Genomic DNA, 21,803 nt, shown 5'->3' with positions numbered 1-21,803 from the left:
ACGCCGCCCTTTATCTTGGCCGATACGGACCGCGCGGGGTTGCGCGGCTTGCGGATGGGATCAGGCCGCAGCCGACATCCGCGCGAGTTCGCATTGCGACCAGATCTCGCTCAGAGCATTGATCAGCGCATCGATATCGCCGTCCGAATGGACCGGCGAAGGTGTGAGGCGCAGCCGCTCGGTACCGACCGGGACGGTCGGGTAATTGATCGGCTGCACGTAGATTCCGTGATTATCCATTAGCCAGTCGCTGATGCGTTTGCATTTGTGCGCATCGCCTACCATCACCGGGATGATGTGGCTGGGATTGTCGAGGTGCGGGATGCCCATGATGTCGAGCTTGCGGCGGACTTGCGCCACGCGCTCGCGCTGGAGCTCGCGCTCCTCGCTGCTTTGCTTGAGGTGTCGGATGCTCGCTGCCGCACCGGCTGCAATCGCAGGGGGCAGAGCGGTCGAGAAGATGAACCCGCTTGCAAAGCTCCGCACAAAATCGACGAGATTGGCCGAGGCCGCGATATAGCCGCCCATGACGCCGAACGCTTTGCCTAACGTCCCTTCGATCACAGTGATGCGGTCCATCAGCCCTTCGCGCTCGGCAATGCCGCCGCCGCGCGGGCCATAAAGGCCAACCGCATGAACCTCGTCGATATAACTCATCGCGCCGTGCTTTTCGCAGACGTCGAGAATCTCGGCGATGGGCGCGATATCTCCGTCCATCGAATAGACGCTTTCGAACGCGACGAGCTTGGGAACCTCCGGGCCGAACTCGGACAGCATCCGGTCGAGGTCTTCCACATCGTTGTGTTTCCAGATCTTGTAGGGCGCGCGGCTGTGCCGGATGCCCTCGATCATCGAGGCATGGTTGAGCGAATCCGAGAACACAACGCAGCCTGGGATCTTTGCTGCGAGAGTCCCCAGACCCGCCCAATTCGAAACGTACCCACTGGTAAAGAGCAAGGCGGACTCCTTGCCGTGAAGATCGGCAAGTTCGCGCTCCAAGAGGACGTGATAGTGGTTGGTCCCTGAAATGTTGCGCGTGCCGCCAGCGCCCGCGCCGCATTCATCCAGGCAATCGTGCATGGCTTCGAGCACCTTGGGATGCTGGCCCATGCCGAGATAATCGTTCGAGCACCACACTGTGACCGCCTGCGTCTCCTCTTCGACAAAGCGGGTCGCGTGCGGGAACTTGCCCCTATGCCGCTTGATATCGGTGAAGACCCGGTAGCGTCCGTCTTCGCGAACGGTATCGAGCTCGCCGGCGAAATAGGCTTCGAAGTCCATGGGTTGTCCCTCTGCTTTGAAAGTCATGTTCTGGTGTCCGTATTGCGGGCGACTTGCCTGTTCGGCAGGGCCCAGCCCCACAGCATCCCGTCGCGGAATGGCAGGGCGAGAAACAGGTGTTCGAGCGCGCCCAAGAGGCACAGCGTCGTGAGCAGGCTTGCGCCCACCATCTCCGCGCTGCCGATCGGCGCTGCGAGCGCGAGCGAGCCGAACCAGCCCGCCATCGCGAGGATCGCGAGGATCGAGGCGGCGAGCAGCGCCGTCATGCGGTTGGCTCCGAAATAGGTCTTGAGATAGGCGAGGTGCGCCGGGAGCATTTCGGCGGAGGAGTTGGGCACGCCGACGAAAATGTTGATCTTGGCTGTGAGCCTCAGGCCGAACAGAAGAACGAACACGGTCGCCCCAATTTGGTTCGGCGCATTCCAAGAAAGCGAAATCAGCAGCAGCGCGGTGAGCGCGAGCGCAACCTCGTGATGGATCACGGTGGCGCTCGCCTGCGCGAACCTGCGCGCGCCTTTCAGCCCCGCTTCGGCGGGCTCACGGCGCGGCCCGGCGGCGGCTCCGGTCAGGAAGCCGATCTCATGCCAGCCCCAAACCATCAGCGCGCCGCCAAAGGCGAGATAGATCGCCCAGAGAGAAACCGATTGCGATGCGATAAGGATCGCGATCAGGGCAGCAATCCCGCAGGCTCCGCCGATCAGGATGCTGCGCGAGAAGGTAGAGCGCTCGCGGTTGTCGGCCCAGGCAATCAGCCCGGTCGCGACAAACCAGATCGCCACCGTCACGATGAACGGCACAATATGGCCGCTCCAGCTCACCATGCGGGTTGCAGCCTGATCGATTGCGGCAGCGTGTTGGGCTTGGTGCGCTGGAAGTACATGCGCGCAAAGTTGTATCCCGCACCCGCCATCCCGCTTATGCGCTTGGCGAGGCCGCCGATGCCGCCTTGCGCCTTACCGTCTTCGATGCGCAGCGCAGCCTTACGCAGCGCCTCCATCCGGGCGCGGAACTTGGGATTGTCGATATCGAGCTCGACCGGGAAGACCTGGCGGCTGATCTGGTTGCAGACCTCGAACACCTTGTAATCGTATTCGGTCGGATCGACGCCCAGCGCGCGGTGGAAGACGGGCCGCGCATGGTCGCGTACATACATCGTCGCGTAGACCGAGAGCAGGAAGAACCGGATCCACAGCCTGTTATGCCCCTGGAGAAGCTTGGGATCGGCGCGCATCAGCATCGCGAAGGCTTCGCCATGGCGGAACTCGTCGTTGCACCATTCCTCGAACCAGTCGAAGATCGGGTGAAACTTGTTTTGCGGGTTTGCGGCGAGGTGCCGGTAGATCGTGATGTAGCGCGCGTATCCGATCTTCTCCGACAGGTAGACCGCGTACCAGATGAATTTCGGCTTGAAGTAGGTGTATTTCTTCGTTTTGGTCAGGAAGCCGAGATCGACCCCGATGCCTGCATCCTTGAGGCTTTCGTTGATGAAACCTGCATGGCGGCTTTCATCGCGGGCGAGCAGCTTGAACAGCTGCTTCACGTCGGGGTTCTTCGTTCGCCGGGCGATCTCTGCATAGAGCACACAGCCGGAAAATTCCGACGTCATCGAACTGACCATGAAGTCGGTGAATTCGGCGCGAAGCTCTGGCTCGAGGTTTTCGATGATCCCTTCGAAGCTGCCTTTCTCGCGGAAGTGCTTTTTGTTCGGATCCTCCAGCATGTCGGCAATCAGCTGGTCCCATTCCTCGCGAACAAGGCTGACGTCGATCGCGTCCAATGCATCGAAATCGGTAGTGTAAAAGCGCGGCGTGAGGATCGTATCCTCCGTCGCGAGCGCCATCGCCTCGTCGCTGGTCATGATCTTGCCGCCATGGGCAGGCTCTATCTTTGCCCCATCAATCTTGGCTGGCGCGTTCATTTGATCCTCCCGGGATTGAAGCTGACCTCGTAAAGCTCCTTGAGGTCGAAATAGGCCGCGAGCCGCGTCGCCGCGCGGGTCAGCGGGCCGGCGCGCGTCACCGTCGCAGCGCGCTCGAAAGTGGCGCTTTGGCCGAAGGGGACGGAAATCGGGGCTCCGTGAACGCGCACCTTGTCGCCCGGTTCCAACTCGACATTTCCGGCGAGTTCGACATGGGCGTGAAAATGCTCGGAGCTTTGCTCGACGAGAATGGTGCAGGGCGTGTCGAATCGCCTCGCGGTGTTGGTAACGCCGGATCCCATCAGCGCGTCTCCTGTTTCAGCATCGCGGCGAACACCGCGCGGTTGTCGGCCCCGAACGAAGCCAGTTCGACCGACTTTCCGGTCGTCGTATCGCGCAACGAGAGCGCGCCGTTCTGCCATTCTATGAGTTCGAACGGGGTTGCCCGCCCGATGCCCCGGATCCGCCGTTCATGGACGAGGCTGCGCACGCTTGAACGGACGAAACCGCCCCGCATTTCGGGAAAGCTCGCGATAACCTCGCCGCTTGCCGCATCCTCGACCCGGACGGTGCCATCCGCCTCGTCGAAGAACTGGATCGAGCGGGTTGCGGTGGATTCAACGCCCTGCATTGCGCGAACCTCTGAAGGAACCGAGGTGCGATCGACCCAGCCGAGGGTGACCGCCGCCGTCATCGCTATCGAAAGCGCGGCGACCACCGCCATCCCGATCAGCGGGATCTTGTGGACGGCAAATTCATCCCTCTCGTATTCGCGAACGATCATGCAGGCGCTCCTTCAAGGCCGCGATCTGCGAGTTCGCCTGAAGTGTTCGGACGCGCTGCGGGGCCACCTGCCTTTTGTCCCGTTTCAGCCCCCTGATCTTTGATCTCGGTCAAGTTTCGCTCGATCGATCCGAACCTGGAGCGTGCTTCGGTCAACATCTTTGCAACAGCTTCGGCTTGCGGAATTGCGCGCAGCATCGGCTGCGGCATGTTGAATTTCCATGGGCGGGCGTGTGGCCAGAGCAACCAGTAGCCGAGCAGCCTCTCGCCGCTCAGCTCGAGCGCGATATCGCCACGCCCTTTATCGCGCGGTTTGAAATGGGCGGCATGCACCTGCTTCAGCGGCACGTTGATTCGCGTCTCTATTGCCATTCCGACGCGCATCATGAGGCGCTGGTCGGTGAGGATGTAGAGCGTAGTCCGGGCGCTGTACCATGCGAGGGCTTGCAGGATCGCAATGCCAATAACACCCAGCACTGCGCAGGCTATCGCGCCGTTCACATTGCCGAATGCGAGCGCGAGGACGATGAGGGCGGCGAAGTAGATCGCCGCCTTGCGCGTGTGGAAAGCCGTTCGGGCGTAGGTCGAGAGGTCGGGTCGCCCTTTCCACAATATACGCTCATCCTGCGCCGGCGTGCCCATCGGATCGCCGTCCGCGCTGGGCCCGTGGCCTGCAAGCTCGGGGTGATCGCGCACGGGCGCCTCGTGAAGATTTGCGTTCACAGCCACGGCTCACCCCGCTCGGGCGTCGCGTACATGTAGCCGCCGCCGAAATAGGCCATGATGCGGTCTTCTTCGAGACGCGTGATCTGACCAGGAGTCTTGACCTGCGGCACGTGCTCGAATTGTTCCGAAGTGATCGCATCGATCTCGACCAGCTCGGGATTGTCCGGGAGAATGCCGGTGAGCAGCCCCTTGGTCTGAACTGCGGCGACCGTCATCGGTGCGAGCACTTTGGTGCCCGCATTGGTCGTGACCTCGAGATAGCGGATGATATGCTCCGACTGGTCGACCCAGATGTCGCTCACGGTGCCGACCTTCTTCTTGTCGGCGGCGATAACCGGCCAGCCGACGATATTCGGATCCTTGTCCGCGATCACGATCTCGTGGCTGTCGGCGATGGGAACGATGCGGAGCGCACCGTCGAAGGTGAGGTCGGGATAGTCCTGCCGCTTCGCAAAAGCTGCCGGGCCGAGCCCATCCTTCATCGCATCGCCGGTTGGTACATAGGGTGCACCGCCCGCGCGGAATGCGCGTTTCGCCGGAATGTCCACCGGATCGCGCGGCACATCTTCGGGCACATAGGTTCCGCGACCATGCGGCAGCTTGAAGGTCTTTTTCCCGGCATCCGAGAGCGGCCTCGTCGTGTCCACATTGCCGGTCCACTCATCCTCAAGCGGATAGCCTTCGCGGCGGCTCTCCCGGTTAAGGTAGATCACCAGCCCGATGAAGAACACGAAGAAGGCAAGGAAGGCGAGTTCGGCAACGTCGAATGTCCCGACTATGTATGTGTTTTCCATTTCACATTCCTCTCAAGTGTGTGCGGCGTTGAACGGCAGCCGCATTCATGTCGGGAATTCGCGCAGGCCGAACGGCTGGTCGGCGCCCTCCCGGGTGTCTGTTGCATCCGTGCGAGCGCGGCCGACAAGCGGTCCGATCGCGGCGAGGCCTGCAAGAAGCAGCAGGATTTCAATGATGTAGACGGTGGTGTATCCGGTCGCGCGGTTGGCCCCGATAATGGCGGCACCGGCGCTCTGGTCGCCGCTCATGGCGATGGCATAAACCGTGTCGCGCAGCGCTCCGCCCAGAGCGATGCCTGCACCAGCGCAGGTCGCCTGCACCGCGCCCCATGCTCCGAGCGCGAGGCCGGCGGTCTCATTCTTGGCGAGCGCCATCGCCTCGACCAGTGTGCCGACAGAAAAAAGCCCCAATCCGAGGCCGATCGCGATGGCCCCGATAAAGAGCATTACTGGCGAGGAGAACGGGGCGGCAAACAGAATGATGAGAAAGGCGGTAACACCGATCACGAGGCCAAGCCCCGCGATGCGCAGCGGATCGCCACCGCGAGCGAGCATCCGGCCAGACCACATGAAACCGATCAGAGCACCGAACGCCCATGCTCCGGTAAGCCCGGTAGTCGCGCCGACCGACAGGCCGAGCACCTCACCGCCATAAGGCTCGAGCAGCGCGTCCTGCATCGCGAAACCCGCCGCACCAATGCCGATTGCGGTAAGGAGGCGTGCGTTGCGACCGTCCTTCACGAAGGCGTTCCAAAGCTCGCGGAAATGGGGCGTTTCGCGGTCAGGGGCGGTCGCCTCGACATCGCGCGCCTCCTGCTTCCAGAGCGCGGTGATGTTGAGCACCATCGTCAGGACCGCCGCACCCTGGATCACCTGCACCAGCCGCGTCGGGCCGAAATCGATCAGCAGCCCGCCGATCACGAAGGCAGAGAACATCATGCCGACGAGCAGCATGACGTAGAGCAGCGCAACCGCGCGCGGGCGCTTGTCCTCGGGCGCGAGATCGGTCGCGAGCGCGAGGCCGGCGGTCTGCGTGACGTGAAAGCCCGCGCCGGTCACAAGGAAGGATACAGCGGCGGAAAGCACCGCAAGCTCGAATGTGTCGGGCTTGCTGAAGAGCAGCAGTGCAAATGGCATGATCGCCAGGCCGCCGAACTGCAAGATCGTGCCGAACCAGATGTAGGGCACGCGCCTCCATCCCAGAAACGAGCGGTGCGTGTCGGACTTGTGTCCGATCAGCGCACGGAAAGGTGCGACGAGAAGGGGGACAGCAATCAGGAGTGCGACAATCCAGGCGGGCGTGCCGAGCTCGACGATCATCACCCGGTTGAGCGTGCCGTTCAGCAGAACCATCGCCATCCCGACACTGAACTGGAACAACGCAAGCCGCAGCAGGCGGGCGAGCGGCAGATCCGCGCTCGCAGCGTCCGCGAATGGCAGCATTGCCATCGCGACTTCAGTCCAGTTGGAAGGGCGGGGCTTATTGTTCATCCGCGCCTGACCAGTTCGAGGGCTTGCGAGGTATAGAACCCGCTTGAGACGCGCTGCGTCCGGCCGATTTGCCAGCTCTTGAGCGTGCCCAGACGCTCGCGCAAATCTTCCTCTGCGACCGGGACGATGGCGGGCGAGCGATTGCCCTTGGGAAACACCTTGCCGACCGTGTGCATCGCTCCGAGCAGCTTGGTATGCGGCGCGAAAGTGAACAGGATCGAGTGCGTGGTGCGCTCGCCGATCTGCTCGATCGCATCGACAAGGTCGTCGGGCGAATAGTGGATTAGGGAATCCATCGCGACTGTGTGCGAGAAGGTACCGAGCGAAGGATCGAGCATGTCGCCCGCGAGCCAATCGATCCGGCCGTGACCGATAAAGCCCGGCGTGCGTTCGCGCGCGACTTCGATCAGGCCCCCAGCTACGTCCACCCCTGCGACTTCGGCTCCGCGACATGCTGCGGCAATCGCGAGAGCGCCGGTTCCGCAGCCCGCATCGAGCACGCGCGTGCGCCTGAGGTCGGCAGGGAGCCAACCCATTAGCGTCTCGCGCATTTCTTCGCGCCCTGCGCGCACGGTTGCGCGGATGCCGCTGACCTTCGCGTCGGAGGTGAGGTCGATCCACGCCTGTCTGGCAGTGGAGTCGAAATAGGTTGCGAGCGCTTCGCGCCGGGTGTCGAAATCTGTTCGTGCCAATCTGCTGTCTGGATATGTTGCCATCACTCGAACCCCAGGAAGTCAAAGATGTCGCGGTCCTTCATCGGCTCGGCCGCCTGCGGCTCGACGCCTGCCCACAGCATCGCTGCAAGGCGGAGGTATTCTTCCTGCGCGGCGATGACTTCGGGCGAGTCCTCCATCTCAAACAGAGTGCATTTCTTGAGCCGCGATCGCCGAATCGCATCGACATCGCGGAAGTGGGCGAGGCGCTGCATGCCGATCTGGTCGCAGAACCGGTCGATCTCGTCGGTCTCGCGGCTACGGTTTGCGACCACGCCCGCGAGCCGCACGTCGTAATTCTTCGACTTCGCGCCGATCGCCGCAACGATCCGGTTCATCGCAAATATACTGTCGAAGTCGTTTGCGGCGACAACCAACGCGCGCTCGGCATGTTGCAGAGGCGCGGCAAACCCGCCGCATACGACGTCGCCCAGAACGTCGAAGATCACGACATCTGTGTCTTCGAGTAGGTGATGTTGTTTCAGCAACTTCACGGTCTGCCCGACGACATAGCCGCCGCAGCCGGTGCCGGCTGGAGGCCCGCCGGCCTCGACGCACATCACTCCGTTATAGCCTTCGAACATGTAGTCCTCGGGCCGCAGTTCCTCGGAGTGAAATTCGACCGTCTCGAGCACGTCGATCACCGTCGGCATCAGCTTCTTGGTGAGCGTAAAGGTGCTGTCGTGCTTTGGATCGCAGCCGATCTGGAGCACGCGGTGGCCGAGCTTCGAAAAGGCCGCCGACAGGTTCGACGACGTGGTCGACTTTCCGATCCCGCCCTTGCCGTAGACCGCGAAGACCTTTGCGCCCTTGATCTGGTCGCGCGGGTCAAGCTGGACCTGGACCGATCCTTCGCCGTCTGGCCGATTGAAGCTCGATTTGGGAGTTTGAAGATTCATGTCAGTCGATCCCCATCATCATTCGGCGGCGAAGACGCCTTCGAGGCGGTCTTCGAGTTCGTCATTGGCTTCGCGCAGCGCGGCTAGCGTGGCCTCGTCGGGCTCCCACAGCTGGCGGTCGCAGGCTTCGAGCAGGCGGTTCGCTACACGTGCGGAGCTCTTGGGATTGAGCTCGGACAGGCGGCGGCGCATTTCCTCGTCGAGCACAAACGTCTCGGAAATCTTCTGGTAAACCCACGGCTCGACCTGCCCGGTGGTTGCCGACCAGCCGAGCGTGTTGGTCACATGCATCTCGATATGGCGTACGCCCTCGAAGCCGTGGTCGAGCATGCCTTCGAACCATTTGGGGTTGAGCGTGCGGGTGCGCGTTTCGAGGTCGATCTGTTCGGCAAGCGTGCGGACTTTCGCATTCCCGCGTGTCGCATCGAGAATGTAGACGGGCGCATCCTCACCCTTCGCGCGTGCGACCGAGCGCGATACTCCGCCAAGCCCGTCGACATATTGGTCGAGATCGGTGATCCCGACCTCAACGCTTTCTAGGTTCTGGTAGGTAAACTCGACGTCCTTCAAGGCGCTTTGCAGCAGGTCGCGTTGCTGAACCGGTGCGCCGTTCACGCCGTAGGCAAAGCCCTTGTTGATCTCGAAGGCGTTGGCGAGTTCGTCCGGGTCGGCCCAGACACCGCCATCGATCATCTGATTGACGTTCGCGCCGTATGCGCCCTCCTGGTTTGAGAAGACGCGCAAAGCGGCGGTTTCGAAGTCGCAGCCATGCGCCTCTGCGTGGGAAAGCGTGTGCTTGCGCACGAAATTAGCCTCGGCGGGTTCGTCCGCTTGGGCGGCCAATAGCGCGGCTTCGGCGAGCATCCGTGTTTGCAGAGGCAGGAGGTCGCGGAAGATGCCCGAAAGCGTCATCACTACATCGATGCGCGGACGACCGAGTTCTTCGAGCGGGATCAGTTCCGCGCCGCACAGACGTCCATAGGAGTCGCGCCGGGGTCGCGCGCCTAGCAACGTCATCGCCTGCGCGATTTGGATGCCTTCCGTCTTCATGTTGTCGGTGCCCCACAGCACCATGGCGATGCTCTCGGGAAAGGGCTCTGCGCGGGTCACATGGCGTGCGATGAGCCGTTCGGCCTGGTCGCGACCTTGCTGACAGGCATAGGCGGACGGGATGCGGAATGGGTCGAAGCCATGGATGTTGCGGCCAGTCGGGAGCACGGCAGGGTTGGCAACGATGTCACCGCCGGGTGCAGGCTGGACATATCCGCCATCGAGCGCGTGAATGAGCGAGCCGAGTTCATCGCTGGCGTCGAGTCTCTGGGCGAGACTGTCCCGGTCCGCGTCTTCGCCGGCATCGAGCATCGCTCCGAGCATACTCTCGCGCTGCTCGCCCTGCGGGTTGCTGCCGAGTACATGGAGGCCGTGTGGTATAAGGGTCGCTTCGAGCTCGTAGAGCCGCCCGGACAGATCGCCGATATCGCCGCACTCGATATCGAGCGCCTCGCACTGGTCGCGGATTATCTGCGCGAGGTCGGCAAGTTCGGTATCCTTGATCGCCATGCGCCAGCGTTCGACAGAGGCCTTCAGTTCGGAAAGCCCCTTGTAAAGCCCGGCCTGCGCCAGCGGCGGGGTCATATAACTCACTAGCGTAGCTGCCGAGCGGCGCTTGGCGAGCATCCCTTCGGAAGGATTATTGGCCGCGTAGAGATAGTAGTTCGGCAGGTCGCCGATCAGCCTTTCGGGCCAGCAATCGCCCGTCATTCCGGCCTGTTTTCCGGGCATGAATTCAAGCGCGCCATGGGTGCCGAAATGGAGCACCGAATGCGCACCGAAGTCCTCGCGGATCCAGCGGTAGAAGGCGCTGAAAGCATGGGTCGGGGCGAAATTGCCCTCGAACAGCAGGCGCATCGGATCGCCCTCGTATCCGAAGGCAGGCTGGATGCCGACGAAGACGTTTCCGAACTCGGCGCCGAGCACCTGGATATGCCCGCCGTCGCTTTGCGCTTTGCCGGGGGCGGGACCCCACTGCGCCTCTATCTCGGATAGGTGCTTTTCGCGCCGGACATGCTCATCGGCGGGAATGCGCGCAGCGACATTGGCATCGGCGCCGTATATTTCGGCATTGCCGTTGAGCAGCGCATCGCGAAGCGCATCGACACTTGCGGGCACTTCAACAGAGTATCCCTCATCAGCGAGCCGGGTAAGTGTCGCAAGCAGCGACTCGTAGACGGCCAGGAATGCCGCCGTGCCCGTAGCGCCCGCGTTGGGTGGGAAGTTGAACAGCACCACTGCAAGCTTTCGCTCTGCCCGCTCGCTGCGGCGCAGCGCAATGAGCCCGGCGACGCGGCGCGCAAGCGCCTCGCAGCGTTCGCCTTCGCCCACCATCTTGCGCACCGGCCCAACGTGGTCGTTCGAGCGACCTCCGAAGACGCTCGGCGCAATCGCACCGTCTAGCTCGGGGAGGGCAACCATCATCGTCGCTTCGAGCGGCAAAAGCCCTTGTGGCCGCTCGCGCCATTCCTCGATCGACTGGAACTCGATCGCGTGCGCGGCGATATAGGGCACGTCCATTTCGCCTAATACTTCGCGCGCGGCTTCGGCATCGTTGTAGGCGGGACCACCGACGAGCGAGAATCCGGTGAGGTTGACGATCGCGTCGACCGTCGGCTTTCCGTTGCGGTCCTTGAAGAATGCCTCGATCGCGGGACGAGCATCGAGGCCGCTGGCGAAGACCGGTACGACTTTCATTCCCGCGTCCTCGAACGCGGCGATGGCCGCATCGTAATGCCCGCTGTCATGGCCGAGGAGATAGGAGCGCAGCAGGATCAGACCGACAGTGCCGTTCGGTCCTTTCTTGCGCGGAAGGAGCCGCAGGCTTTCGGAAATGCGCTGCTTCGTGCGCGGGTGGTAGACACCGGTTTCGGGGTATTCGAGCGGCGCATCGGCCTTGGTAATCCCGCGCCGTCCTGCGCGTTCGCCCGCCGCATACCGATCGATCAGGGCGCGTACCATTGCGACAACATTCTCGTCCGATCCCGCGAGCCAGTATTGCAAGGTGAGGAAGTAGGCTCGCACGTCCTGCGCGGTGCCGGGAATGAACTTTAGGATCTTGGGCAGGCGGCGCAGCATCCGCATCTGGCCTGCGCCCGAGCTTGCGCCTTGCTTCTTCGAGCCGCGTAGCTTCTTGAGCAGAGCAAGAGGGCCCTTCGCAGGCGCATCCATCCGGTATCCACCCATGCGGGTGAGCTTCACGATCTCGCCCGCCGACATCAGACAAACCATCGCATCGCAATCCTCGCGGCGCGCTTCGAGGGCGGGCATGATCGCGCGGCTATGATCGTCGAGGAACAGCATGGTCGCGATGACAATGTCGGCCTCAGCGATCGCATCCTTCGCGCGCTCGAGCGCAGATGCATCGCGGTCCCAATCGGCGGCCGCATGAAGCTGCAATTCGATCTTCTCGCGTGACAGCGTCTGGGCCGCGCGTTCGGCTGCGCCCTTCAGGTGATTATCGAGCGTGACGATAACGACCCTGACGGGCGTGCGGCGGTGCGCCACGATCGAGGCGTTCGCCTCACCGGGCATAATGTGCTTTCGCGTCGTACAGCGTTTCGAGGTCGATTTCGGCGCGCCCCTGATCGGCGGCGAACGCCTCTGTGTTGCGGCGCGCCTTGCCGCGCACGAAGAACGGGATCTTCTTGAGTTCGCGCTCAGCCTCGGCTGTCCATATCGAGCCGTCGTTTGCCGGTTCGAGAACCTCTTCCATCGCTGCCGTTTCGACCGCCGCCAAGCGCGGTGAATGCGCTGCGTGGTGGGAAGGCCCGGCCTCGTCGGAAAACTCGAAATCCTCGCGGAACATGGTGAGGAGGTGCTCCTCGAGGCCCATCACCAGCGGGTGCACCCACGTATCGAAGATCACGTTCGCGCCTTCGAACCCCATCTGGGGCGAGTGGCGTGCAGGGAAGTCCTGAACGTGCACCGGCGAGGAGATCACAGCGCAGGCGAGGCCCAAGCGTTTGGCAATATGCCTCTCCATCTGCGTGCCGAGCACCAGCTCGGGCGAGGCGGCAGCGATGGCCTCTTCGACTTCGAGGTGATCGTCGGTGATGAGCGGCTCGACACTGTGTTCTTTAGCCGCCGCTCGAACTTCGCGGGCGAATTCGCGGTTATAGCAGCCTAGCCCGCAAACCTCGAAGCCGAGCTCGTCGCGAGCAATGCGGGCAGCGGCGACGGCATGGGTCGCATCGCCGAAAATGAAGACGCGCTTGCCAGTGAGGTAGGTCGAATCGACGCTGCGGCTCCACCATGGGAGTCTGGAATGGGTGTCGCCGAGGGCAGGCGTGGGATCTGCACCTGCCAACTCGGCGACTTCGGTAATGAAAGCACGTGTGGCCCCCACACCGATAGGGATTGAGCGGACCGCAGGCTGCGCGAACGTTCGTTCGAGCCAGCGGGCCGCTTCATCTGCAATTTCTGGATACAGGACGATGTTGAAATCGGCCGCGCCGATCCTCGTGATATCCTGCGGCGTCGCGCCGAGTGGTGCGACGAGGTTTATGTCGATGCCCAGTTGGTCGAGAATCTTGCGGATCTCGACGAGGTCGTCGCGGTGGCGGAAACCCAATGCACAGGGCCCGAGGATGTTTGCGCGAGCTCTGCGACCCTCCCTGGGCTCGCGCACCACATCCTTGTCCGCAAGGCAGCGAACGATCTGGTAGAAGGTCTCTGCCGCGCCCCAGTTCTCCTTGCGCTGGTAGCTGGGGAGTTCGAGCGGGATGGCGGGGCAGGGGAGGTCCATCGCTTCGCTGAGCCCGCCCGGATCGTCCTGGATGAGCTCGGCGGTGCACGAGGCCCCGACGATGATCGCCTGCGGATCGAACCGCTCGACAGCCTCGCGCGCGGCGTCCTGAAACAGTTGCGCCGTATCCTTGCCGAGGTCACGCGCTTCGAAAGTGGTGTAGGTGACGGGAGGGCGCTTGCCGCGCCGCTCGATCATCGTGAAGAGAAGGTCCGCATAGGTGTCACCCTGCGGCGCGTGGAGCACGTAATGCAGCTTCTCCATCGCGGTCGCGACGCGCATCGCGCCTACGTGCGGGGGGCCTTCATATGTCCAGACGGATAGCTGCATCGCCTATACCTCCAGCACGTCACGGCGGCGGAGCGGCCGGGCAAAGAGTTCGGCGAGGTCGCCGGCCTGGTCGAAGCCGTGGACCGGCGAGAAGACGAGTTCGATCGCCCACTTGGTGGTCAGCCCCTCGGTCTCGAGCGGATTGGCAAGACCGAGCCCGCAGACGGTGAGGTCGGGCCGGTCCTCGCGCACGCGGTCCAGCTGGCGCTCGACATGCTGGCCTTCGCTGATGCGCGCCGAGGGAGGGATGAGGTCGAGTTCCTGCGCGCAATGGGCGCGGTGGAGATAGGGCGTGCCGACTTCGACCGGCTGCATGTCTAGCTCGGTCGCGAGGAAGCGCGCCAATGGTACCTCGAGCTGAGAGTCTGGCAGGAAACTGATGCGCTTGCCCTCAAGCTGCGCCTTCGCATGTGAGATCGCGCGCTTGGCCCGCTCACGGCCCGGCGCGATGACGCGGTTGAAGTGCATCTCGTCGACACCGAAGGCATCGGCGGCTGCTTTCAGCCAGCTGGTCGTCCCTTCGGCCCCAAACGGGAACAACGCATCGAGACGCATCGCCCCACGATCCTCCAGAGCCATGGCGGTATCGGCGAGGAAGGGCTGCGCGAGGAGGTAGCGTGTGTTCCGTCCCACCGGTGGAAGGTCGCGGGCGTTGCGCGCGGGCAGCACGCCAACATTCTCGATACCGAGCTGTGCGAAGAGGCGCACGAACTGGTCTTCGACGATGTCCGGCAGCGAGCCGACGATCAGCAACTGCTGCGGGGCGTCGGCTGCGCTCGCAGGCATTTCGGGGACGAGCGCGGCGAGGCAGGCGTCTTCGCCTTGTGTGAAAGTCGTCTCTATCCCGCTGCCCGAATAGTTGAGGATGCGCACCGTAGGCATGTGCCGTGCGCCAAGCCGTTGGGCTGCTTTTGCGAGATCGAGCTTGATGACTTCCGAGGGGCACGAGCCGACGAGAAACAGCGTCTTGATATCGGGTCGGCGGGCAAGGAGGCGGTCCACCACGCGGTCCAGTTCGTCCTGGCAATCGACCATGCCGGCAAGGTCGCGCTCTTCCATGATCGCTGTGGCGAAGCGCGGCTCGGCGAAGATCATCACCCCGGCCGCGCTCTGCAGCAGGTGCGCGCAAGTCCGCGAACCGACGACGAGGAAGAAGGCGTCCTGCATCTTGCGGTGGAGCCAGACAATTCCGGTAAGGCCGCAGAATACTTCGCGCTGGCCGCGTTCGCGAAGGACCGGGCGGGCAGCTGTGGCGTCACAGCCGGGAAGGGCGGTCGGGGCATTCATGCCGGTGCCGCCTCAAGCCGAGCAGCACGCAGCTTCAGCAGAAATTGTCCGGCATTGATGACATAGGCGGCATAGGCGGCCAGCGCGACGAACATGCGCGCCTCAACCGTGCCGATCGCACCGAACAGCATCGCGAGATAGAGCGTGTGCAGCCCGAGGACGAGCATCGAGAAAACGTCCTCCCAGAAAAAGGCGGGAGCGAACAACCAACGCCCGAACACCACCTTTTCCCAGATCGAGCCGGTGACCATGATGGTGTAGAGCACCAGTGTCTTGATCACGATCGAGACGTCTGCTGCGAGCGCGCCTTCGCCCGTTGAGAGATATCGGATTACGAGAGCAAGGCTGGCGAGGAAGACAATGAACTGGAGCGGAGCAAGCACGCCCTGAATGGTGGTCCAGACCGACTCGTCTCTGCGCCGCCGCTCTTCTTCCGAATAGAGCGAACCCCTGATCCCCTGGTTCGTTGCAGTGTGTGCTTCAAACACTTCAGCCGCGACGGGGGATGCGTGGTCTTGCCGACTCATCTCGTGGAAACCGCCTTTCCCTCAGAACCGATATCTATGGCATTGACAGCTAGAGTGTCAATCCAAATGGACGTATAGTTAGATTGACAGCTATATCGGTTTCCGAGGCTTCGGTTTGCCCAATCGGGCAAAAGCGCGTAAACCTCCGAGTCGTTGGTGGGAGAGGAGTCGGATATCCTTCGGCCACACTGACAGCGACGCGATCCGCGCCGATCCCGGCATTCTGGACCGGGAGCCTGGGAGGATCAGATGGCGGGACCCAAGGGGACAGGCGTAATGGGCGCCGGTTCTGCTGCTTTGCGAAAAGTGATCATCGATCCGTTCGCGCGGAAAAAGCCGCGCAGCGCAGACAACAGTGATTCGCCTGGCCCGCTTGCAGACGAGTCGATAAATGCGATCATTGAAGGGGAAATTATCCCCCGGCTGTTGATGGCGCATTCGTCCAGCAGGGCGGCTGCGGCGACGTCGCGAAGCGGTGAGATCGACCCTTCGGATGCCAGCCGATTTGCATCGCTGCCGCTCAGACTCGAGGCTGCGAGCCTGCTTGAAGAGGTCGACAGTTTTCTCGACGCCGGCGTCAGCGTAGAGGCCGTTTACCTCGATCTCCTGGCCCCCGCCGCGCGCCGTCTCGGCGAAATGTGGATTTCCGACGATTGCGATTTCGTCGATGTTACAATGGGTTTGTGGCGGCTTCAGCAGGTCATGCGCGAGATATCCGCGCGAACCCCGCCTGCTGCATCCAGCGATCGCGAATTCAGGCCGACTGCGATCTTCGCACCGATCCCAGGCGACCAGCACAGCTTTGGCGCGCTGATGATCGACGAGGTGTTCTCGCGCGCCGGCTGGGACAGCGTGGCCTTGTCGAGGCCGGAACGCCGCGAATTGCTCGACTTGTTATCGAAGAAATCATTCGATGTGGCCGGATTGACGATATCGAGGGATTGCCCTAGCGCCGCCGTCGCAAATTTGATCAAGGCGATGCGCAGCGTTTCAGCCAATCCGCACATTTGTGTTTTGATCGGCGGAAGAGCGGTCAACGAAGATCCCTCGATCGTCGCAACAGTGGGAGCCGATGGGACCGGCGCCGACGCACGCGCTGCGCTTGAGGAGGCCGAAAGACTGGTCGCCTCATCGCCGGTGCGGGCGCGAACTATGCGTTAGACCGGAACCCTGAATGCTGACACGAAAGCACAGTATCGAAGGCAAGAACCCGTTCGGTAAGGCAGCCGAACTGTTCGACACGCTCGACGCCGAAGCGGCGATGAAGCTCGCGATGGTTGCGGGCGACGTGACTCTGGTGCTCGACGATACCGGCACGATCCTCGATGCGACGTTCGACCCCGGCGATTTCCCCGATTTCGATGCCTGGATCGGGACCAATTGGATCGAAACGGTGACCGATGAAAGTCGCCCCAAGATCATGGAGATGCTGGCTGCCGCGCGGCGCGGAGAGGTGCAGCACTGGCGGCAGGTCAATCACCACACCCGCGCGGGCGACGTGCCGATCCGCTATGCCGTGCTAAGCGTCAACGGCGGGAAGCATCGCATCGCCTTGGGTCGCGATTTACGCGAGGCGGGCAAGCTGCAGCAGCGCCTGCTTCAGGTGCAGCAGTCGCTTGAGCGTGACTACCTGCGAATGCGCCATCTCGAGGCGCGTTACCGCATGTTGTTCGAGTTGTCCTCGGAAGCGGTCATGGTGGTCGAGGCGCAGACGCTGCGTATTCGCGAGGCCAATCCAGCCGCCCACGCACTCGCCGGGATGCGGGCCGGCGCGCTCCAGGGCAAGAAGCTGCCGACACTGGTCGAAAAAGGATCGCGCGATGCTCTCCAGGTTCTGGCGGGATCGGCGATGGCATCACAGGCCGTCTCGCCGATCGAGATCGAGCTCGCCAAAGGCTCGCGCACAGTCAAAGTCTCGATCACAGGATTCACGCAGGATCGCGGGCAGTTCCTGCTGCTGCGTCTCTCGCCCGTCAATGATGCCAGCGCGGAGGCCAATTCGCCCCTGCTCGACCTCATCGATCAGATGCCTGACGCCTTCGTCATGGCGGATTCCAACCTTGAAATCGTCAGCGCAAACCAGGCCTTTATCGAACTTGTTCAGGCTGCAAGTGTCGACCAGTTGCGAGGGCGGCATCTCTCCGAAACGGTCGGCAGGCCCGGTATCGACCTCGACCTGATCGAAGGGCAGATCGACCAGCACGGCGCCGCACGTAATGTCAGCACCGTAGTTCGCACTGGGCACGAAGTCGAAGGCGAGCCGGTTGAGCTTTCCGCTGTGCGATCAAGCGGCGAAGATCCACTCTACGCCTTCGTCATCCGTCCGATCGGGCGCCGTTTGCGCGATCTGCCACCGGGGTCGGAGGATCTCCCGCGTTCGGTCGAGCAGCTTACCGACCTTGTCGGGCGCATGTCGCTCAAGGACATCGTTCGCGAGTCGACCGACCTCATCGAGCGGCTGTGTATCGAGGCAGCGCTCTCCTACACCTCGGACAACCGCGCTTCTGCGGCGGAAATCCTCGGCCTCTCGCGCCAGAGCCTCTATTCCAAGCTCCACCGCTACGGATTGGGCAACCTGCCCGCCGACCCCGACTAGCAGCGAGTGTATCGCTGAATTGACAGCGTCTTTCCCGGTTCTGGCTTGTTAATTCCTGACAGCGAACTGTCTCGCCGACTTCACACTGAAAATGGCCGATTGCAGCGCTCAATGCATCGAAATGGCATTCGCATGAATTAATGTGTCAAAATAGTTTGACGCATCAATATGTCAGGCATAGCCTTTCCACATGGAGAGGTCCGCAGTCTCGACTCGCACCGTGCCGATACCGGCGCTCGGCGATGTCGTCCGGCTGCTGAAGCCAATCACCTGGTTCCCTCCGATGTGGGCTTTCATGTGTGGGGCGGTTTCGTCCGGCGTGGGCCTCGACGGACGCTGGTTTTTCGTGCTCGGCGGCGTGCTGCTTGCAGGACCACTCGTTTGCGGGACAAGCCAGGCGGTGAACGACTGGTTCGACCGCCACGTGGATGCGATCAACGAGCCGGATCGCCCGATCCCTTCGGGACGTGTTGCAGGCCGCTGGGGGCACCATATCGCGATGATCGGGACGGCGGTTTCGGCGGTAGTCGCATGGGCGCTCGGCATCTGGGTTTTCCTTGCTGCGCTGGTCGGCCTTGCGCTCGCCTGGGGCTACAGTGCACCTCCGTTCCGATTCAAGACGAGCGGATGGACCGGGCCCGCCGTCGTCGGCTTCAGTTATGAGGGACTAAGCTGGTTCACCGGCGCGGCCGTGATGCTGGGCGCACTTCCTCGTGCCGAAATCCTGATCGTGCTGGTGCTGTACAGCATCGGTGCGCATGGCATCATGACCCTCAATGATTTCAAGGCGGTCGAGGGAGACCGCGCGACGGGTCTCAAATCGCTTCCCGTTACCATGGGCGTGGACGGCGCAGCGCGCTTTGCCTGCGCGGTCATGTCGGCAGCGCAGGTGGCGGTGATAGCTCTGCTGGCATTTTGGGGACATACGCTTTCGGCGATTGTCGTCGGCGTCGTTCTCGCCGCGCAGTTGGCCGCAATGCCGCGCCTTCTTCGCGACCCGAAGAAGTCCGCGCCCTGGTACAACGCGGTCGGCGTGACTCTGTATGTGTTCGGCATGCTCGCGGCAGCGCTCGGCCTCGGAGGATACATCTGATGGTCGCTGTGGCACCAGCGGGGGCCGGATTGGGCTGGCTCGCCATCGTCCGCATCGGGCTCGTGCAGGCCAGCATCGGCGCGATGGTGATGCTGACAACAACTGTGCTCAACCGGCTGATGGTGGTCGAGTACGCGCTGATGGCGGCAATTCCCGCAGGCCTGGTCGGCTGGCACTACGCAGTGCAGCTCTGCCGCCCATTGTGGGGACATGGCTCGGACAAATCGTCGCTTGGGCGTGGCAGCCGCGCGGTCTGGATAATCGGCGGTATCATAGTGCTCGGTCTTGGAGCGATCCTCGCCGTGCAGACCACGGTTATGGTGAGTGGAAGTTTCGCCCTCGCCATGGGCCTAGGAATCGTGGCCTACACCCTGATCGGAATCGGCGTGGGGGCAAGCGGTACTTCCGCGCTCGCATTGCTCGCCTCGGGCGTTGCCCCTCAACGGCGCGCTGCGGCGGCGGCCGTGACGTGGATCATGATGGTGGCAGGGATCGTCGTTTCGGCAATTTCGGTAGGCGCGCTCCTGCAACCCTATTCGCCGGAGCGCCTGCTTATAGTTGCATCGGGCCTGTTGCTGACCTGCATTGCCGTGACCACCCTTGCAGTGCTCCGCATCGAACCACGGGGCGGCATTGCGGGCTTTGCCGAGACAGCCAAGAGCGATCCCCCTCCCGATTTTAGGGATGCCCTGCGCGAAATCCTTCACGAACAAGCGGCGCGGCGCTTCACCATTTTCATTTTCGTCTCGATGATGGCGTTCAACATGCAGGACCTGATCCTTGAACCGTTCGCGGGGTTGGTATTCGGAATGACGCCGGGGGAATCGACCCAGCTCGGCGGGATGCAGTCGGGCGGCGTGCTTGTGGGCATGATCGTCAGCGGTGTCGGCGGCAGCGCCTTTGCAGGCCGCATGCCGGTGGAGCTGCGCCATTGGATCGTCTTCGGCTGTCTTGGTTCGGCGATCGCGCTGGCAAGCCTGGCGATGGGTGCGATGGTCGGGCCCGGCTGGCCGATTGCAGTCAACGTCTTCGCGCTCGGCTTTTGCAACGGCCTGTTCGCGGTTGCAGCCATCGGCGCGATGATGGGGCTCGCTGGCGCAGGCGCGAAAACGCGCGAAGGCGTGCGCATGGGCGTGTGGGGTGCGGCGCAGGCCATCGCCTTCGGGTTCGGAGGATTGATCGGCGCAATCGGTGTCGATGCCGCGCGGCGCGCGCTGCAGCACGATGGCAGCGCGTTCCAGCTGATATTCGCGATCGAGGCGAGCCTGTTCGTTCTCGCCTCATGGCTTGCGGTGCGGGCTACGCGGGCGACGCCGATAACAATCGAAGAACTTGGCGCAAGGGAGAGAGAGGTGTTCGCATGACCGAGACTATCTACGATGCCGTCGTCGTTGGCGGAGGACCATGCGGCGCAACCGCTGCGAACGATCTTGCTCTTGCGGGGCACTCGGTCCTGCTGATTGAGCGCGGCGGCCGGATCAAGCCGTGTGGCGGCGCCGTCCCGCCCAGAATGCTCGAGGATTTCGGCATCCCGCAGAGCCTGCTCGTTGCCCGCTCTCGCTGCGCCCGGATGATCGCGCCCTCGGGCCGCGCGGTGGACATGCCGGTGGGCGAGATCGGCTATGTCGGCATGGTCGATCGGGACGAATTCGACGAATGGCTGCGCGAACGCGCCCGCATGGCCGGCGCAGAGCGCCTAACCGCGGTGTTCGAAAAGATCGAGCGCGATGAAAGCCCGCATCCCATCGTCACCTTCCGGCGCAAACGTGGCGGTGAGATCGAACATGTACGTGCGCGCTGCATCATCGGGGCGGATGGCGCGCGCTCTGCGGTGGCGAAGCAATCTCTACCCGGGGCCGAGCGCGTTCCATGCGTTTTCGCCTATCACGAGATCATCAAATCGCCTGCGAATGACGGAGAGGCCTTCGACGCCAATCGCTGCGATGTCTTCTACCAAGGCAAGCTTTCGCCCGACTTCTACGCCTGGGTTTTTCCGCATGGCGAAACCGCAAGCATCGGAGTGGGGAGCGCGAACAAGGGCTTTTCACTGCGCGGCGCGGTTTCGCAGATGCGCACAGAACTTGACCTGACACGCTGCGAAACGGTGCGCCGTGAGGGTGCACCGATCCCGTTGAAACCGCTGAAGCGCTGGGACAACGGCAAGGATGTGATCGTCGCGGGCGATGCCGCGGGAATCGTGGCACCTGCCTCGGGAGAGGGCATCTACTACGCTATGACAGGCGGGCGCTATGTCGCCGATGCCGCGAGCGCATTCCTGAAAACCGGCGAGGCCAGGGTGCTGAAGGGCGCGCGCAAACGCTTTATGAAAGACCACGGACGCGTCTTCTGGATCCTCGGGATCATGCAGTATTTCTGGTATTCCTCGGACAAACGCCGCGAGCGTTTCGTCACCATGTGCGACGACAAGGATGTGCAGCAACTCACCTGGCAGGCATATATGAACAAGAAGCTGGTGCGGAAGAAACCGATGGCGCACGTCAAAATCTTCTTGAAAGACTGCGCGCACCTCTTGGGGATGCGGGCTGCAACGCGCTAGGCTGCCATAT

At 62.7% G+C, this 21,803-nt stretch carries 19 protein-coding genes; 5 read left to right on the top strand and 14 right to left on the bottom strand.

From position 1 onward, the window contains the following. Positions 1 to 60 precede the first annotated feature (60 nt). Genes hemA through bchF form a run of 14 tightly spaced genes read right to left on the bottom strand, consistent with a single transcriptional unit; the run spans position 61 to position 15,547 of the window. The gene (gene hemA / locus FIU90_RS13850; RefSeq protein ID WP_152435309.1) at positions 61 to 1,281 is read right to left on the bottom strand and encodes a 5-aminolevulinate synthase; all 1,221 of its coding nucleotides are present in this window, start codon (positions 1,279 to 1,281) and stop codon (positions 61 to 63) included. A 23-nt stretch (positions 1,282 to 1,304) separates the two neighbouring features. Continuing rightward, on the bottom strand, positions 1,305 to 2,102 hold the full coding sequence (gene puhE / locus FIU90_RS13845; RefSeq protein ID WP_152435308.1) for a putative photosynthetic complex assembly protein PuhE: 798 nt from the start codon (positions 2,100 to 2,102) through the stop codon (positions 1,305 to 1,307). After that, positions 2,096 to 3,139: a magnesium-protoporphyrin IX monomethyl ester (oxidative) cyclase gene (gene acsF / locus FIU90_RS13840; RefSeq protein ID WP_152435865.1), complete on the bottom strand. Its 1,044-nt coding sequence runs from the start codon at positions 3,137 to 3,139 to the stop codon at positions 2,096 to 2,098. The genes puhE and acsF overlap by 7 nt, the downstream gene beginning before the upstream one ends. A 56-nt stretch (positions 3,140 to 3,195) precedes the next feature. Further along, positions 3,196 to 3,501: a hypothetical protein gene (locus tag FIU90_RS13835; RefSeq protein WP_152435307.1), complete on the bottom strand. Its 306-nt coding sequence runs from the start codon at positions 3,499 to 3,501 to the stop codon at positions 3,196 to 3,198. Beyond that, entirely contained in the window at positions 3,501 to 3,983 is a 483-nt protein-coding gene (puhC, locus tag FIU90_RS13830) for a photosynthetic complex assembly protein PuhC (RefSeq protein ID WP_152435306.1), read from the bottom strand. Before puhC ends, FIU90_RS13835 begins: the two co-directional genes overlap by 1 nt. Then, on the bottom strand, positions 3,980 to 4,711 hold the full coding sequence (gene puhB / locus FIU90_RS13825) for a photosynthetic complex putative assembly protein PuhB (protein WP_234029534.1): 732 nt from the start codon (positions 4,709 to 4,711) through the stop codon (positions 3,980 to 3,982). The genes puhC and puhB overlap by 4 nt, the downstream gene beginning before the upstream one ends. Next, positions 4,702 to 5,502, bottom strand: coding sequence for a photosynthetic reaction center subunit H (gene puhA / locus FIU90_RS13820; RefSeq protein ID WP_152435305.1), 801 nt, complete (start codon positions 5,500 to 5,502; stop codon positions 4,702 to 4,704). The genes puhB and puhA overlap by 10 nt, the downstream gene beginning before the upstream one ends. Positions 5,503 to 5,547: 45 nt before the next feature. Further along, positions 5,548 to 6,993 carry a BCD family MFS transporter gene (locus tag FIU90_RS13815; protein ID WP_152435304.1) on the bottom strand — a complete coding sequence of 482 codons (1,446 nt, stop codon included), beginning with the start codon at positions 6,991 to 6,993 and terminating at the stop codon, positions 5,548 to 5,550. Further along, positions 6,990 to 7,709, bottom strand: coding sequence for a magnesium protoporphyrin IX methyltransferase (gene bchM, locus FIU90_RS13810; protein ID WP_152435303.1), 720 nt, complete (start codon positions 7,707 to 7,709; stop codon positions 6,990 to 6,992). Before bchM ends, FIU90_RS13815 begins: the two co-directional genes overlap by 4 nt. Next, positions 7,709 to 8,605, bottom strand: coding sequence for a ferredoxin:protochlorophyllide reductase (ATP-dependent) iron-sulfur ATP-binding protein (bchL, locus tag FIU90_RS13805; RefSeq protein ID WP_152435302.1), 897 nt, complete (start codon positions 8,603 to 8,605; stop codon positions 7,709 to 7,711). The genes bchM and bchL overlap by 1 nt, the downstream gene beginning before the upstream one ends. 18 nt (positions 8,606 to 8,623) lie before the next feature. Then, entirely contained in the window at positions 8,624 to 12,190 is a 3,567-nt protein-coding gene (locus FIU90_RS13800; RefSeq protein WP_152435301.1) for a magnesium chelatase subunit H, read from the bottom strand. After that, positions 12,180 to 13,733 carry a ferredoxin:protochlorophyllide reductase (ATP-dependent) subunit B gene (gene bchB / locus FIU90_RS13795; protein ID WP_152435300.1) on the bottom strand — a complete coding sequence of 518 codons (1,554 nt, stop codon included), beginning with the start codon at positions 13,731 to 13,733 and terminating at the stop codon, positions 12,180 to 12,182. Before bchB ends, FIU90_RS13800 begins: the two co-directional genes overlap by 11 nt. 3 nt (positions 13,734 to 13,736) lie before the next feature. Continuing rightward, complete coding sequence (locus FIU90_RS13790; RefSeq protein ID WP_152435299.1) at positions 13,737 to 15,020, bottom strand: ferredoxin:protochlorophyllide reductase (ATP-dependent) subunit N; 1,284 nt, start codon at positions 15,018 to 15,020, stop codon at positions 13,737 to 13,739. Beyond that, complete coding sequence (gene bchF, locus FIU90_RS13785) at positions 15,017 to 15,547, bottom strand: 2-vinyl bacteriochlorophyllide hydratase (protein WP_152435298.1); 531 nt, start codon at positions 15,545 to 15,547, stop codon at positions 15,017 to 15,019. Before bchF ends, FIU90_RS13790 begins: the two co-directional genes overlap by 4 nt. A gap of 249 nt (positions 15,548 to 15,796) precedes the next feature. Here bchF and FIU90_RS13780 point away from each other — a divergent pair, with 249 nt between their 5' ends. The 5 genes from FIU90_RS13780 to FIU90_RS13760 all read left to right on the top strand — a co-directional run bounded on the left by FIU90_RS13780 (position 15,797) and on the right by FIU90_RS13760 (position 21,793). Further along, positions 15,797 to 16,708 carry a B12-binding domain-containing protein gene (locus FIU90_RS13780; RefSeq protein ID WP_152435297.1) on the top strand — a complete coding sequence of 304 codons (912 nt, stop codon included), beginning with the start codon at positions 15,797 to 15,799 and terminating at the stop codon, positions 16,706 to 16,708. A gap of 13 nt (positions 16,709 to 16,721) precedes the next feature. Continuing rightward, the gene (gene ppsR / locus FIU90_RS13775) at positions 16,722 to 18,143 is read left to right on the top strand and encodes a transcriptional regulator PpsR (RefSeq protein WP_152435296.1); all 1,422 of its coding nucleotides are present in this window, start codon (positions 16,722 to 16,724) and stop codon (positions 18,141 to 18,143) included. Between the two features lie 190 nt (positions 18,144 to 18,333). Further along, positions 18,334 to 19,236, top strand: a complete 903-nt coding sequence (gene chlG, locus FIU90_RS13770) for a chlorophyll synthase ChlG (protein ID WP_152435295.1) — start codon at positions 18,334 to 18,336, stop codon at positions 19,234 to 19,236. After that, positions 19,236 to 20,600, top strand: a complete 1,365-nt coding sequence (locus FIU90_RS13765; RefSeq protein ID WP_152435294.1) for a BCD family MFS transporter — start codon at positions 19,236 to 19,238, stop codon at positions 20,598 to 20,600. The genes chlG and FIU90_RS13765 overlap by 1 nt, the downstream gene beginning before the upstream one ends. Further along, positions 20,597 to 21,793: a geranylgeranyl diphosphate reductase gene (locus FIU90_RS13760; protein ID WP_152435293.1), complete on the top strand. Its 1,197-nt coding sequence runs from the start codon at positions 20,597 to 20,599 to the stop codon at positions 21,791 to 21,793. Before FIU90_RS13765 ends, FIU90_RS13760 begins: the two co-directional genes overlap by 4 nt. Positions 21,794 to 21,803 lie beyond the last annotated feature (10 nt).

The organism is Erythrobacter sp. THAF29 (genome assembly GCF_009363635.1).
Taxonomy (GTDB): Bacteria; Pseudomonadota; Alphaproteobacteria; order Sphingomonadales; family Sphingomonadaceae; genus Erythrobacter.
This window is presented reverse-complemented; position numbering and strand designations above follow the sequence as displayed.

What these genes read in the sequence shown, in the direction of transcription:
- bchB (WP_152435300.1), bottom strand. Translation starts at nt 13,733, where the DNA reads ATGCAGCTATCCGTCTGGACATATGAAGGCCCCCCGCACGTAGGCGCG.
- bchF (WP_152435298.1), bottom strand. Translation starts at nt 15,547, where the DNA reads ATGAGTCGGCAAGACCACGCATCCCCCGTCGCGGCTGAAGTGTTTGAA.
- hemA (WP_152435309.1), bottom strand. Translation starts at nt 1,281, where the DNA reads ATGGACTTCGAAGCCTATTTCGCCGGCGAGCTCGATACCGTTCGCGAA.
- ppsR (WP_152435296.1), top strand. Translation starts at nt 16,722, where the DNA reads ATGCTGACACGAAAGCACAGTATCGAAGGCAAGAACCCGTTCGGTAAG.
- FIU90_RS13765 (WP_152435294.1), top strand. Translation starts at nt 19,236, where the DNA reads ATGGTCGCTGTGGCACCAGCGGGGGCCGGATTGGGCTGGCTCGCCATC.
- FIU90_RS13780 (WP_152435297.1), top strand. Translation starts at nt 15,797, where the DNA reads ATGGCGGGACCCAAGGGGACAGGCGTAATGGGCGCCGGTTCTGCTGCT.
- FIU90_RS13790 (WP_152435299.1), bottom strand. Translation starts at nt 15,020, where the DNA reads ATGAATGCCCCGACCGCCCTTCCCGGCTGTGACGCCACAGCTGCCCGC.
- puhE (WP_152435308.1), bottom strand. Translation starts at nt 2,102, where the DNA reads ATGGTGAGCTGGAGCGGCCATATTGTGCCGTTCATCGTGACGGTGGCG.
- FIU90_RS13760 (WP_152435293.1), top strand. Translation starts at nt 20,597, where the DNA reads ATGACCGAGACTATCTACGATGCCGTCGTCGTTGGCGGAGGACCATGC.
- bchL (WP_152435302.1), bottom strand. Translation starts at nt 8,605, where the DNA reads ATGAATCTTCAAACTCCCAAATCGAGCTTCAATCGGCCAGACGGCGAA.
- FIU90_RS13800 (WP_152435301.1), bottom strand. Translation starts at nt 12,190, where the DNA reads ATGCCCGGTGAGGCGAACGCCTCGATCGTGGCGCACCGCCGCACGCCC.
- FIU90_RS13835 (WP_152435307.1), bottom strand. Translation starts at nt 3,501, where the DNA reads ATGGGATCCGGCGTTACCAACACCGCGAGGCGATTCGACACGCCCTGC.
- FIU90_RS13815 (WP_152435304.1), bottom strand. Translation starts at nt 6,993, where the DNA reads ATGAACAATAAGCCCCGCCCTTCCAACTGGACTGAAGTCGCGATGGCA.
- puhC (WP_152435306.1), bottom strand. Translation starts at nt 3,983, where the DNA reads ATGATCGTTCGCGAATACGAGAGGGATGAATTTGCCGTCCACAAGATC.
- bchM (WP_152435303.1), bottom strand. Translation starts at nt 7,709, where the DNA reads ATGGCAACATATCCAGACAGCAGATTGGCACGAACAGATTTCGACACC.
- chlG (WP_152435295.1), top strand. Translation starts at nt 18,334, where the DNA reads ATGGAGAGGTCCGCAGTCTCGACTCGCACCGTGCCGATACCGGCGCTC.
- puhA (WP_152435305.1), bottom strand. Translation starts at nt 5,502, where the DNA reads ATGGAAAACACATACATAGTCGGGACATTCGACGTTGCCGAACTCGCC.
- acsF (WP_152435865.1), bottom strand. Translation starts at nt 3,139, where the DNA reads ATGACCAGCGACGAGGCGATGGCGCTCGCGACGGAGGATACGATCCTC.